The organism is Alkalicoccobacillus plakortidis, assembly GCF_023703085.1.
Lineage (GTDB): Bacteria > Bacillota > Bacilli > Bacillales > Bacillaceae_D > Alkalicoccobacillus > Alkalicoccobacillus plakortidis.
Genome location: NZ_JAMQJY010000001.1, coordinates 926,655 through 940,306, shown reverse-complemented (window position 1 = coordinate 940,306; position 13,652 = coordinate 926,655). Strand labels below are relative to the sequence as shown.

Here is a 13,652-nt window from a genome sequence, read left to right as displayed (position 1 = left end):
ACCAATGTTCGTTTTTAGAACGTTGAATGTAATTACAATTGTACTTCGAGTGATGCAGAATAGGGACATTATAGCTTCACCAATTCTTCACTACGTTAATCGAATGTGGACGTTTTTATATGAAATGTACGCAAATGAGATTGTTTGCAGGAGATAACACGTTTCCACGGCATTGAGTGCTTAGTGAGGTTGAACTCGTGTAGGTTTGATTCCTCCGGGCCGCTTATAGTTGTAACTAGTAGTACCATGGCTAATAAAGCTTTGGTGCTTTTTTATTTTTAATGGCAGGTTTTAGAAGAGAATTGGTGAATGTTTAGATAGAGGACTATGTTTATATGAAAGTTTAATAGGTTTTTGAGAATTACAGAAAGGTGTAATTGAGATGAATGAACTGTTATTTCATAATTTGCATTTACCATATGAGGTTAGAACGTTCGATATTCCCAAAGTGGGAATTAAAAGATTTGATAATAAATATCTTGTTTACGACGTTCTAATTGATAAACAAACAATACTTCGACACTACTCATTTAAAGAATATTGGTTTGAGATAAATATTAGTTTTGATATGGATGGAGAATTTCTTCAAGAATTGGATAAAGAAACAAATTTTGTTTGGAGTTACAACTTCGATATATGCTCTCCTTTTTTTGTAGAAAAAGGACAAGTTTATAATGTGGATTTAATGCTAGATGTATTAGTAAGAAGTGATGGGAGCAATTATCTTATAAAAGATGAAGAAGAATTCCTGGAAGGGTATGAAATGAACTGGTTCTCTGAGTATGAAAAAATAAACGCCTTAGAAAGCTGTAACAAGTTAGTGTCAATTATAAATGAATACAGATTGAGATCGTTCTTAGAAGAAATATACCCTTTCCAAGGTCTTAATCAATCCGGATTACAACCTAAATTGAAAAAGTCAAAATTAATGAACGACTCAATATTAGAAAAGAACAAAAGAATGTCTTTTTATTAGTATTCCTAAAGAATACACATCAGAAAGGGTTAATCGGTAAAAAAAGTTATTTGTTCTAATAGGTATTAGAGGTGTGTGTAATCAATATGGCCTCGCAATATGGAGAAGCAGAAAATGTAGGCCTCTTTCATCAAACGTGCAATGTCACATAAAATACGTTTCATTTGTTTTGTAGATCCAGTCATCATTCAGGATCATTCGATGCATGCGATTAAAAATTTTTACATGGAGGAGAAGGTAATGAAACTTAGTATAATGAAAAATGTTAACAATGAGAAAAAAACTTATATTGAGGATGAGCTTTATAAATATAACTTAGCACATTTTCCAAAAGATTTAAGAGGAAGGTATGAGCAAATACACTTATTTATAGAGGATGAGTATGGTAATGTCCGTGGTGGATTATTAGGTGAAGTCTGTTGGAACTGGTTAGAAGTAAATTATTTAATTGTGGATGAGGATATCCGTCATCTAGGCTATGGTACTAAGCTATTACTTGAAATAGAAAAAATAGCTTATGAGAAAAAGTGCGATTTTATAAAAGTTGAAACCCTTAGTTTTCAGGCATTAGAGTTTTATGAAAAACATAACTTTATCGTATATGGAAAACTTAATAATGTAGGGAGAGACTTCGAACATTACTTTCTAAAAAAAGTTCTAATTAATTGAGCGTAATTGAAAAGGAGGACTTCATAACAGACAATATTAAGGAATCACACAAGAATAAACTACATTAAAAAACGAACATTTCTAGCTTCACCAATTCTTCACCACGATATTTGAAAATGGACGATTATATATGAAATGGGCGCAAAGGAGTGCAAGTGGTGTGCGTGTTTGAAGGAGATAACAAGTTTCCACGGCATTGAGTGCTTAGTGAGGTTGAACTCGAGAGGTTCGAGTCCTGGGGTCCGCATACTAGTAGCATCAAGACTTTTAGAGCTTGTGTGCTTTTTATTTCATACACAGGTTAAAACTACCTTCTCTAAATTTTGTGAATAGAGTATGATTACTTGAAGATAGTTTCAAAATTTATTTAAGACAATAGAGGTGAGTAACGATATAAATGAAAACTGTTTTAATTCTAATAGGTATTTTGATGAATTTAATTGTTCTTAACTACCAGTTAGATTCATATATGCTATTTCTTTTTGTAGGTATCTTGTTTGGCATATATAAAGGAAATAAGGTAGGAGCTAATTTAAAAAAGATCTTTAATTTATATCGAATTAATTTTGCTAATATTAACAATAAAAGAATATCTGAATTCTTGTCAGCATTATTATTTGCTTTAAGTACAGATATACTAACGATTCAAAGATTTTTGGTCAACCAAGTTAACTCTGAAAATTTATTTTCTATAACAATCGTTATTCTTTATTCAACTGTCTTTGGATTAATATTATATCGTTTCCTCTTTATGAATATACTTCAAGAAGAATCTCGTAATATAAGGGAAGTGAAAGTTTAGCATTAATTTATATTAACTTAAGTAGAACTAAATCTGTAGGGTTTGTATAACGTGTTAATAAAAACGAATATTAATGTAGTCATCTCTACCGTTTCGCAAAATTAAGGGCCTAGTGAGGTTAAACTCGAGGAGGTTCGAGTCCTGCGGTCCGCATACCATTAGTACCAAGGCTTTCGAAGCTTTGGTGCTTTTTTTGTTTTATATTATTATTAATCAGAATAATTTTTGTTGCAAACGCAACAAAATGCAGATACATTATGAGTATATCTTTTAAAAAGAATTGAGGAGTTTGAATGGAAATACTGCGCGAAATTGGAATGATTGCAAGATCATTAGATTCTATTAGTAATATTGAATTTAAAAGATATGATCTAGCAAAAGGGCAATATTTGTATCTGGTTCGAATTTGTGAAAACCCAGGGATCATTCAAGAAAAGCTAGCAGAATTAATTAAAGTGGATCGAACAAGTGCAGCTCGAGCCATAAAAAAACTAGAAATCAACGGATTTATTGAGAAAAAAGAGGATGAACATAATAGAAAAATAAAAAAACTCTTTCCTACAGAAAAAGGAGAAGGTGTTTACCCTTTTATTATAAGAGAAAATGAACATTCAAACAGTGTCGTATTAAAAGGATTCTCAGATAAAGAAGTAGAAAATCTTTTATTATTATTACGAAGAGCTAGAAAAAATGCCGAAATCGATTGGGAATTTGTCAAAAAGGGAAACAAACGAAATTATTGAGTCAGAAGGAGCATGAGTTGGAATGATAAAAAGAATAGAAAAGTGCAAGCTTAAAGACGTAGAGTTAATTCAAAAGGTAAGTATTGAGACATTTAATGATACGTTTAAAGATCAAAATTCTTCAGATAATATGGAAGCTTACTTGTTAAAAGCTTATAATTTGAACCAATTAGAAAAGGAATTGAAAAATGATTCTTCCGAGTTCTATTTTATATATGTTAATGATAAAATCGCTTGTTATCTAAAAATAAACGTTAATGAGGCTCAATCAGAACAAATGGGTTCTGATTATCTTGAAGTAGAGAGAATATATATAAGAAAAGATTTTCAAAGTAAAGGTCTTGGAAAACATTTGTTTGAGAAAGTGATTACGATTGCAACTGATCTCGGTAAAAAGAAGATTTGGTTAGGCGTATGGGAAGAGAATAAAAAAGCTCTTGAATTTTACCATAGATTAGGATTTTTCCAAACGGGTGCACACTCTTTTTATATGGGTGATGATGAACAAATAGATCTAATCATGACAAAAATATTGGACTAGATATTCCTTAGGAGGAATATCTATTTATATTCCAAAGAAATTTAAGACTGATGATATTAATGAAATAATGGAAATTATAAAACAGAATTCATATCGAAAATTTGAATAATAGATTCTAAATCCTAAATCGAGAAAGAATATTTTTCATCCTTTAATAAATAATCAGGGGGAGTGTTTATTTCAATAGCACTTCCCCATTTAATATTATGTAAAGTCTGTTGTGTGTACTCAATATCTTTTTCACTTTTGATTATACTGTTCCGCAAATTTGAGGGTCAAGATCCGAAATATATAAAGCTCACTAAACAAATCTCTATCCACATGTGGGTGACTTTAGCATCTGTTTTTATCCTAGACATTAGACCTCTAGAGTAAACAATTTTCCTGTTAAGTAGATACTAAAGACTAGTTTTCTAGAAAAATGCTGTCGATTTCCCAATAATCAAGGTGAAATATTCGTGCTACTCTATCATTACCAGTTAAAGCTGGTCTAAAAATGAGGAGGCGACCAAATGAAAAGAAAGATTGGAAAACTTGTTGTAGGACTTGTTTGTGTAACAGCCCTTGTTAGTGTGACAGACTCAGCATCAGCTGCAGAAGAAAAGGTAAAGTACCTAATTGGTTTTGAAAAAGAAGCTGAACTTGAAGCTTTTACAGATGAAGTTGAGCAGGTTGGCGTATTCTCTATTGAAGAAGATCAGCAAAAAGAAGATTCGACTGATATTGATGTAGACATTATTTTTGATTACGATTATATTCCCGTATTATCAGTTGAGTTGGACCCTGAAGATGTTGATGCATTAAGTGAAGAAGATGGAATCGCATATATTGAAGAAGACTTTGAGGTATCAATCCAGCAATCGGTGCCTTGGGGTATTACTCGTGTACAAGCTCCAGCAGCGATTAACCGTGGAACAAATGGTTCAGGAGTAAGAGTGGCTGTATTGGATACAGGAATTTCTACACATAGTGATTTAACAATTCGTGGTGGAGCTAGCTTCGTGCCTGGTGAACCAAATACATCTGACTTAAATGGCCATGGTACCCATGTAGCTGGAACAATTGCAGCTTTGAATAACTCAATCGGCGTTGTAGGTGTAGCACCAAATGCTGATCTATATGCTGTAAAAGTTCTTGGGGCAAATGGTAGAGGAAGCATTGGAGGAATTGCACAAGGTTTAGAGTGGGCAGCTGCGAACAATATGCACATAGCAAACTTGAGCCTTGGTAGCGATGCACCTAGCTCAACTCTTGAGCAGGCTGTTAATTACGCTACAAGTCGCGGTGTATTAGTTATTGCGGCTTCAGGTAATAACGGTTCAGGTAACGTTGGATATCCTGCACGTTATGCTAATGCAATGGCAGTAGGAGCAACCGATCAAAATAATAACCGTGCTAACTTCTCTCAATATGGTGCAGGACTTGATATCGTAGCTCCAGGTGTAGGCATTCAAAGTACGTATCCTGGTAACCGCTATGCGAGCCTAAATGGTACATCTATGGCAACTCCTCACGTTGCAGGAGCGGCAGCACTTGTAAAACAACGCTATCCTTCTTGGAGTGCATCGCAAATCCGTAATCATCTGAAAAACACATCTACGAATCTAGGAAGCTCTACATTATATGGTAGTGGATTAGTAAACGCAGATGCCGCTAGTCGATAAGAGCAGGTTTTAATAAGAATAAAAAGGGAGTGGACTAAACGATGTCCACTCCTTTTTATTTTGACGATGTTTAATAAAACCATAAGCGGGAAACGGATAAAAATAAAAGGATAGGAGAGGAATTATGCTTTCAAAAAAAGAAGAACAAGACTATATTGATCTGCAAGCGGGGCGGTTTCGTCTCTATTTTAGAAAAAGATATCAGCTAATCACAACAGTAAATGACCTACTTATAGGTTTCTTTTTTGTGGTGGGAAGTATTCTAAACTTCTTCTCTTCCATTGAAATGGTAGGGAACTCGCTTTACTTATGTGGTAGCTTATTACTAGCAAGCAGACCCGTCCTGCGAATTATGCATGATGCATCACTACGAAATGAGATGAAGCATTCTCGTAATTATAACCCTACAAAATATCAAGAAGACGAAAAAACAACCAGTTAGTTGTTAGCTGGTTGTCTTCTCTTCATCGTTTATCAATTGAATGGACCATAATCGATCAGGTAATGTGTTTTTGTTTAACTTACTCGTCATTAACTCGGCATCAATAAGTGTTTTAAATCGTTTAACCGTAGGACTATTTGAATCCTTAAGCGCTTCTGTTTTACCATTAACTGTTCGGATGACATGATACATAGAATCGCCTGCCTACTGTATTAAATTAGGCTTCTACTAAGCCTTCTATCTACTATCTCATATCATCAAAAGATCCGGTAGTTCTGCACAAAAGACCATACTTTTGATTGAGCGTTTAACTAGATCAAAAGATGTGGTGATAGCTTACGGTAATGGTGTTGATTTATATTGACTTTATCAGATAAAAAAGGTACATTTATATATGTCTCAGATACATACTTGATCCGTTAGCTCAGCTTGGGAGAGCGCTACCTTGACAGGGTAGAGGTCATTGGTTCGAGCCCAATACGGGTCATACCGAAAACCCTTGATAGATAAGGGTTTTTCTTTTTGTCATTTTATTAAAATAAAGATCTTATCATATTCGGTGGAATTTTGGTGGCGATAACAAATTATTAACAAAAGCTTCGGAAGTATCCTTTTGTATAAGTGTTGATGCATGACTATATCTGTTTATTATTTATACTCTGGACCACTCGAAATGGTAAGCGTAAGCGAAAACACAACATATATATACCTTAGATCGTTAAATCTAATACTAGATATCTCCGAAACAGTCATTAAATTGTAGAAAAACCTTAAGATATTCCTCGAATTCAGGAAGTTTCCCAATTCGGTAGTGAAGACCAAATCCTTATTTCTTCATATATATCCCTATTCCACAGCTTTAGTTAGATCTAAAATTAGTATTCGTCAAAAGGAGTTACAGGCAACTGACGCTTATGTTCCGTAGACACATACCGCTCCTCAATAAGCTCCATCATTTCTTCAGAAAGCTGCTTTCCTTCCAAGTAATCATCCAACTGATCATAGGTGATACCAAGTTCGTGCTCATCGGATTGTTGTGGGTTTCCATCTAATAAGTCTGCTGTAGGGCTTTTTAAATAAAGCTTCTCAGGGGCACCAAAGGCATTGAGTAGTTCTTTTCCTTGCCTTTTATTTAATCCACTCAGTGGTAATAGGTCTGCACCGCCATCCCCGTACTTTGTGAAGAATCCGGTTAGTGCTTCTGCTGCGTGATCGGTTCCCAAAACAAGGAGATTTCCCATACCACCAATAGCATATTGTGCAATCATTCTCGTTCTGGCTTTGACATTCCCCTTATGAAAGTCGGATAGGGCAGAGCCAGTAGCTTGTAGATACTCTTTTTCGATAGCTACGACCGGCTCGAAAACATTAAATACGATGCTGTTGTCAGGGTTGATAATTGTAATGCAAGTTGTGCGTCCTCTTCATCCTTCTGACTTGCATAAGGAAGTCTTACAGCTGTAAAAGTCACATCAACGCCTTCTGATCGCAACTCTTCAACAGCGAGTTGAGCTAGCTTCCCGGCTAAAGAAGAGTCTTGGCCACCGCTTATGCCAAGTACATATCCTTTTGCCTTCGTTGATTTCAAATAGTCTTTTAGAAAGGTTATTCTACTTTTAATCTCTTGATTTGGGTTTATTGTCGGTTTAACGCTTAGTTCTTTTATGATTTGCTGTTGAATGGTCATGTTACATCGCCTCCGGATTTTTTTAATTGGTTGTATGTTTATAGATCTCGTTCGTGACAATATAATCATAGACATCATCTCGCATGAGGTATTGAGGGTACCTGCCCATACTGATCTCATCTCGGATATAGCTAGAACTGATTTCCATAGATATGCCTTTATCAACTAAATGAAATCTAGTGCCATCATGGTATTTTCGCAAAATAGGGCTTTTTGATATTTCTTTTAACATGTCAATATTGTCTCTAGACATCACAACAAACTTATTATTCTTTATTAATTCCTCTCTAAACTTCCACCTTTGGTGAGGCTGCACACTTTGGTTATCGATCTCAGCTAGAATGTCAGCACCCATAATGAAATAATGTTCGTCATCAGGGTATTTCTCTTTGAAGTATTCCATTGTGTGGTACGTGTATTGTTTGCCAATTCCTGCTTTTGCGTTCATTTCAAAATCATCAGCTTTAAAAATTGGATTGTCTTTTATCGCTAATTGGATCATATTCCATCTGTCTTCATCGCTTGCTTTCATCTTTTTTCCATCTCCACGACTGCTAACACATGGGACAAAAATAACGTATTCGAAGTTACATAGATCAGCTAATGTTTTTGCTAAGAATAAGTGAGAGTCTGTGATCGGGTCAAAAGATGAACCGAAAATGCCTACTTTACCCATTGGTTAAACCTCCAGTAATATCAAGATGATAGGGGAGGGTGAGCCTCCCATTGCTTGTATCTATTGAATTCTATCAGAGACTTTCTGTTTCACTTCAGCAATTCTCGCCATTTTGTTATCCCAACATAGTTGACTAAGATCTACAGGATATTCTTCTGGCATGACCAATCGTTTATATTCATCCCATAGAAGCTGTAGGTTAGACGTAACAAATGATCTAATCTCTTCTAGGCTAGGTTGAGTATAGACGCATTCTCCGTTATCGAAAATGATGTGATGTAGCTCAACAGCCTCATAATCTGTCACAACTTTTTTTACAAAGGTATGAACAGGGTGGAACATCGTTAATTGTTTTTCTTCATTCGGCTCTTCAGTATCTAACGCGATATAATCTCCTTCTGATTTACCGTTTCTGTTATTGATGATGCGGAAGACTCTTTTAAGTCCAGGTGTTGATACTTTCTCTGGGTTTGCGCTTATTTTAATCGTATCAACCATTTCTCCATCTTCTTCGATTGAAACAAGCTTATAAACTGCGCCTAAAGCAGGCTGATCATACGCTGTAATAAGTTTCGTTCCTATACCCCAAACATCAATTTTTGCTCCTTGTGATTTTAAATTCATAATCGTTTCTTCATCAAGGTCATTTGAAGCAGAAATGGCTGCATCGGTATAACCCGCTTCATCTAGCATTTTTCTAGCTTCCTTAGATAGGTAAGCTAAATCTCCGCTATCTAATCGAATGCCTTTAAAATGGATCGTTTCTTTCTCTTCGTTTGCCACTTTGATGGCATTTGGAACACCAGATTTCAGTGTGTCATACGTGTCAACCAAGAAGGTGCAATCTTTGTGGGTTGACGCATATTTTTTAAACGCTGTGTACTCGTCTCTATAAGCTTGAACCAGTGAGTGTGCATGAGTACCGGCTACAGGAATTCCAAATTTCTTTCCAGCGCGAACATTGGAGGTTGCATCAAATCCAACCCAAATAAGCGGCTCTTGTTCCCCAAATAGCTGCATCCATTTCTTGAGCACGGCGGGTTCCAAATTCCATAGCCCGATCATCACCGATAAGTTGTTTGATTCTTGAAGCCTTTGTAGCAATTAACGTTTGATAATTGATGATATTTAATAAGGGTGTTTCGATTAATTGAGCTTCAATTAATGGAGCTTCGATACGTAAGATTGGTTCATTACCGAATACCAATTCTCCTTCTTTCATACTTTTGACGGTCCCAGTGAATGTAAGGCCGCTCAGGAAATCAAGATAGTCTTCTTCATATCCTAACTCTCGAAGGTAGCTAATGTCACTTTCAGTAAAACCAAAGTTGTTTAAAAATTCGATGACTCTTTCAAGTCCAGCGTACACAGCGTATCCATTTCCGAAAGGTAGCTTTCTAAAGAAAAGCTCGAACACTGATTTCTTATTTTCTAATCCATCGTTCCAATATGTTTGGGCCATATTAATCTGATACAAATCCGTGTGCAGCATGAAACTATCGTCTGAGTAAGTGTTAGTCATTGTGTTTTCCTCCAAATGTAATGTTTTTTTAAACGAGTGTTGCTCCAAGAGAATTTTCGAAATGTCCGAGTGCCCATTTGTGTCCTTCTGCATTAAAACTAGCTACTGCATGTTGATGAATCACGATCTTGAAGCCTTTATTGTAAGCATCGATTGCGGTGTGTAAGATGCATATGTCTGTACATACCCCAATCAAATGAATCTCAGTGATCTTTCTTTCTCTTAATTTCATTTCGAGATCCGTACCTGCAAAAGCGCTATATCTTGTTTTATCTAACCAGTAGGTGAGGGAGGAGTCCTTATGTTCTTGGTACAATTCATGTAATTCTCCAAAAAGGAATCTACCCTTAGTACCTTCTAGATTGTGCGGTGGAAATAGATTAAACTCTGGATGCATTTGATCGTTTTCCTTATGGAGATCAATCGCAAAAACAACATAAGATTGATCTTTAAGAAAGTCCTTAGTAACTTTCACTATTTCTTTTTCAATGTCTTGACCAGGTTTTCCGCAAGTTAGTTTCCCATTTGTATCAACAAAATCAACTGTGTAATCAATATTTATCAACGCCTTATTCATAACGTCCTCCGTTTCTTCTGTTAACAGAATGTTAATAGTAAAGGGTAAAAAAAGAAATTAATATCTAGCCGTGTAGATTGGTTTAACGATTTCCATGTCAATAAACGTATAAAGCTGTGTGGGTGTTTTTGATGTTCTTTGTGTTGTCATTCCTGGAACTGCAGCAATAAAAGGTAATGTTTTGATCTTTCTAATAAAAGATTGATTACTTGATATGGCTGGATCTTTGGTGACAGTCAATAATACTGCTTGAAGTTCTGAGAACGTGAAATTTTTAGGTAAGAACTCTTTAGCAATGGTTGTTTGTAATAGATCTGTTTTGATATTCTTGATGGCTTCTTTTATTATCTTGTCGTGATCAAAAGCCAGTTGTGATGTGGAAGCTAACTCCAATACTTCTTCAATAGTGAAGAGATGTACTTCGGCTGCATCATCATTTGCTTTTCTATTAATGAGATGGCTCTCAGGAACGATCGCATAATGTGCATTTGTGATAATCCATCCTCGTGGATCGCGCCCTGGCTGATCGTAAACACTAAAATGCTTAACATGAATATCCTTTATACTTGTTTCTTCGAGGAGTTCACGCTTGGCTGCCTCATAGGCGGACTCGTTCTCTTGGACAAAACCTCCAGGTAAGGCCCATTTTCCAGCTTCAATGTTGACATCGCCTTCTGCATTAAGATCCGACCTTTTAATCAACAGAAGCTTCAGATCCATCTTAGGTGGTTTGTATGCTTCTGTATGTGTAGGAACGATCGTGAAGACTGCGATATCAGAAGTATATCCATCTGGAGTTCTAAATTTTTTTACATCGTATTGCTCAAGAGCTTTGTGATTACTTGAAGACATTTGTTCCCTCCTCAACGTTACATAAGATAAAAACGTTTTATTAATTAACGTTTTGTTAATTGTTATTAGTATAATACACTTATCAAAGAAAATGCAACTGTTTTGATATATTTTTTTTGAAAATGTTAAAGGCAATAAAGCTTTAGTTTGTTGAGATCATAAAATAGCTGCACTTATTAAAGTTTGACGATAACCGATAAAATAGAAAGGGTTGGGCTTTGGGTGGGAATATAATTAAGAGGGGGAAGGAAAGGGAAGACCGAATATCAATATCTAACGGAGGTTGAGGTTCATATGAAAGAAAACACTAAATTAGTACACTATTTTTTGGTTTCTGTTCTACTTATAACGTTATCAGTAACAGTTACTACTGTAAAAGTTGAAGCAGCATTTTCAGACTCAATTACAATCATTGATGACTTTGAAAGCTATGCCTCAGATGATGAATTAAAAAGTACATATAGACTCTGGTCATCTGGTGGAAATACTGTCGATTGGTCCTTAAGCCAAGAGCGTGCTTATGATGGTACAAATTCTATGTTAATCGTTCCTAAAGAGCCCTTAGACTCATGGGTAGCTGTATCTCAACATTTTACTGTGAGTGATTGGACAGATTCTACCGGTATTTCATTTTGGATACATAATGATGCTGATGAACCGTTAGCATTTAACTTTGATATTAAATCTGGATCAAACGCGTATGGTCAAGAAGGGACGTTTACAGCGTCTTTTAAAGAAGATGGAAGTTCTTCATGGGAAGAGAATTCTTTTGACAGCATATTGATTGTCCCAGAAGATTTTGCTGGCCTTATCCGAATGGCTTGGGATCAATTTACAGAGAAGTCGTGGCAATGTCCACAAGGATGTGACAATGATTTAAACCTAGCTTTAATTGAAGGGTACGAATTTGGCTATAATCCACAGGCGAATTCGACAAATAGAGTGTATATAGATTCAATCAGTCTATGGGGAACCTCGGAAGGCGGTTTAGGAGGATCTTTGGCTCCTGAGTGGGCAACTCCTGCGAACACGTTTAATCTTACTTATTCACCCGCACCGATTGATAACCCGTTAAAAGGATTTTTACCCTTTAGCGACTCAGCAGCATGGCGGATAGATGATAATCAACTACCATATAGTATGGAATTCTTCTATATTCCTCTAAATGATATTATGACGAATTTCAATGAGTATGATTGGAGCAAGTTAGAATCTAGAGTAGACGATATAACGTCGAGAGGAAATCAGGCTATTTTCAGGGTGTATCTCGATTATCCACATAAGCCAACTGGAATCCCTCAGTTTCTACTTGATCTCGGATTGGAAACAAGAGACTATCATTACGAAAGCAATGGGGGATCAAATGGAACGAGTGTGGCCCCAAATTATAATGACGAGAATCTACAGCTCGCATTATTGCAGTTTATTGAAGCTCTTGGAGATAAGTACGATGGAGATTCAAGAGTTGGTTTCATACAAGCTGGTTTAATAGGGTTTTGGGGTGAATGGCATACGTACCCACAGGATGGATGGACTCCAATTGGAAGTTGGGATGGTGAATTGGCTGAACACGAGGATGGAATTGCAACCGATTGGATGCCAAGTTTAGCCAACCAAAGAGCCATTTTGCAAGGCTTGGATGATTCATTTAATGAAACAAAAATACTTGCACGCTATCCAACGGAATTTAATCGTGATTTAAATATTGGTTATCACGATGATTCTTTTGCGTTTCAGACCTTACCTCCTAGTTTAGGTGGAAAGGACTGGCACTTTGCGGGGCGTCTGCAAGCTAATCAAGTGATTGAGAAATGGAAAGCAGAACCAATCGGTGGAGAAATGCGTCCGGAAATTCAAATCGAGATGTGGAATAACGATCCGCCTCAATATTTAGGTGAACCTATTGAAGGAGCACAGGGAGAGGATTATTACAAAAGTCTAGAATTAACTCATGCATCTTGGCTAAAAATTCAAGAAGTTTTCCAAACGCCACTTGAAGCAGATGCTATTGAACGAGCGCGTGAAGGTTCACGTAGTTTGGGGTATGAGTATTTTGTACCAACTGCCTATGTAAATTCAGACAGTGGTCAATTACAAGCAGCGATCCACATTCAAAATACTGGTGTGGCTCCTTTCTATTATGATTGGGAAGTGGATATAGCAGCAAGAGATCAGAACGGAAAAATAAAGGAATGGACTACCGACTGGGATCTCTCATACATCATACCCAATGATGAAGAGACAGGAGATACGAATGAGGTTTTGTTGGAGTGGACGAGTAACACTTCGAATGTAAGTGAAGGTAGTTATGATATTTTAGTTAAAGTCGTTAATCCTTTATCGGAAACTCATTCTGATGCGAAAGGATTTCATTTTGCTAATGAAGAGCAGGAAGACAACGGTTGGCTCGAAATCGGTCACATTGAGGTGAAAGGTTCACGTTAAGATTCACAGTTAGTGTTATGTCGCTGACTACATTGAATGATGGATTAGAAAAAGCA

12 protein-coding genes, 1 tRNA gene and 2 pseudogenes are annotated in these 13,652 nt (G+C 36.3%); 9 read left to right on the top strand and 6 right to left on the bottom strand.

Going from position 1 to position 13,652, the window contains the following annotated elements:
- Positions 1 to 382 precede the first annotated feature (382 nt).
- The 7 genes from NDM98_RS05090 (at position 383) to NDM98_RS05060 (ending at position 5,837) form a co-directional block, all read left to right on the top strand.
- Positions 383 to 976, top strand: a complete 594-nt coding sequence (locus NDM98_RS05090; RefSeq protein WP_251605077.1) for a ribonuclease FAU-1 family protein — start codon at positions 383 to 385, stop codon at positions 974 to 976.
- A 240-nt stretch (positions 977 to 1,216) separates the two neighbouring features.
- Positions 1,217 to 1,645 (top strand): GNAT family N-acetyltransferase, encoded by a 429-nt coding sequence (locus NDM98_RS05085; protein WP_251605075.1) that lies wholly within the window; start codon positions 1,217 to 1,219, stop codon positions 1,643 to 1,645.
- Between the two features lie 397 nt (positions 1,646 to 2,042).
- On the top strand, positions 2,043 to 2,447 hold the full coding sequence (locus NDM98_RS05080; RefSeq protein WP_251605073.1) for a hypothetical protein: 405 nt from the start codon (positions 2,043 to 2,045) through the stop codon (positions 2,445 to 2,447).
- A gap of 293 nt (positions 2,448 to 2,740) precedes the next feature.
- On the top strand, positions 2,741 to 3,190 hold the full coding sequence (locus tag NDM98_RS05075; protein WP_251605071.1) for a MarR family winged helix-turn-helix transcriptional regulator: 450 nt from the start codon (positions 2,741 to 2,743) through the stop codon (positions 3,188 to 3,190).
- A gap of 22 nt (positions 3,191 to 3,212) precedes the next feature.
- Complete coding sequence (paiA, locus tag NDM98_RS05070) at positions 3,213 to 3,731, top strand: spermidine/spermine N(1)-acetyltransferase (RefSeq protein WP_251605069.1); 519 nt, start codon at positions 3,213 to 3,215, stop codon at positions 3,729 to 3,731.
- A 512-nt stretch (positions 3,732 to 4,243) separates the two neighbouring features.
- Entirely contained in the window at positions 4,244 to 5,395 is a 1,152-nt protein-coding gene (locus NDM98_RS05065) for a S8 family peptidase (RefSeq protein ID WP_251605067.1), read from the top strand.
- A gap of 124 nt (positions 5,396 to 5,519) precedes the next feature.
- On the top strand, positions 5,520 to 5,837 hold the full coding sequence (locus NDM98_RS05060) for a YrhK family protein (RefSeq protein ID WP_251605065.1): 318 nt from the start codon (positions 5,520 to 5,522) through the stop codon (positions 5,835 to 5,837).
- 3 nt (positions 5,838 to 5,840) lie between these two features.
- Here the strand turns inward: NDM98_RS05060 and NDM98_RS05055 are convergent, their stop codons facing one another.
- Positions 5,841 to 6,029 (bottom strand): hypothetical protein, encoded by a 189-nt coding sequence (locus NDM98_RS05055; protein WP_251605063.1) that lies wholly within the window; start codon positions 6,027 to 6,029, stop codon positions 5,841 to 5,843.
- 221 nt (positions 6,030 to 6,250) lie between these two features.
- On the opposite strand from NDM98_RS05055, the gene NDM98_RS05050 reads away from it, so the two are divergent.
- Positions 6,251 to 6,324: transfer RNA gene (locus NDM98_RS05050), tRNA-Val, on the top strand.
- A gap of 388 nt (positions 6,325 to 6,712) precedes the next feature.
- Here the strand turns inward: NDM98_RS05050 and nadE are convergent.
- From nadE to NDM98_RS05025, 5 genes and pseudogenes are all read right to left on the bottom strand, one after another.
- Positions 6,713 to 7,524, bottom strand: a pseudogene (nadE, locus tag NDM98_RS05045) (NAD(+) synthase).
- 22 nt (positions 7,525 to 7,546) lie between these two features.
- A complete protein-coding gene (gene nadD, locus NDM98_RS05040; RefSeq protein WP_251605061.1) occupies positions 7,547 to 8,200 on the bottom strand; it encodes a nicotinate (nicotinamide) nucleotide adenylyltransferase in 654 nt (217 codons plus the stop codon).
- A gap of 60 nt (positions 8,201 to 8,260) precedes the next feature.
- Positions 8,261 to 9,722, bottom strand: a pseudogene (locus tag NDM98_RS05035) (nicotinate phosphoribosyltransferase).
- Positions 9,723 to 9,750: 28 nt separating this feature from the next.
- Entirely contained in the window at positions 9,751 to 10,299 is a 549-nt protein-coding gene (locus NDM98_RS05030; RefSeq protein WP_251605059.1) for a cysteine hydrolase family protein, read from the bottom strand.
- 57 nt (positions 10,300 to 10,356) lie between these two features.
- The gene (locus tag NDM98_RS05025) at positions 10,357 to 11,151 is read right to left on the bottom strand and encodes an NUDIX domain-containing protein (RefSeq protein ID WP_251605058.1); all 795 of its coding nucleotides are present in this window, start codon (positions 11,149 to 11,151) and stop codon (positions 10,357 to 10,359) included.
- 294 nt (positions 11,152 to 11,445) lie between these two features.
- On the opposite strand from NDM98_RS05025, the gene NDM98_RS05020 reads away from it, so the two are divergent.
- On the top strand, positions 11,446 to 13,596 hold the full coding sequence (locus NDM98_RS05020) for a DUF4832 domain-containing protein (RefSeq protein WP_251605057.1): 2,151 nt from the start codon (positions 11,446 to 11,448) through the stop codon (positions 13,594 to 13,596).
- Positions 13,597 to 13,652 lie beyond the last annotated feature (56 nt).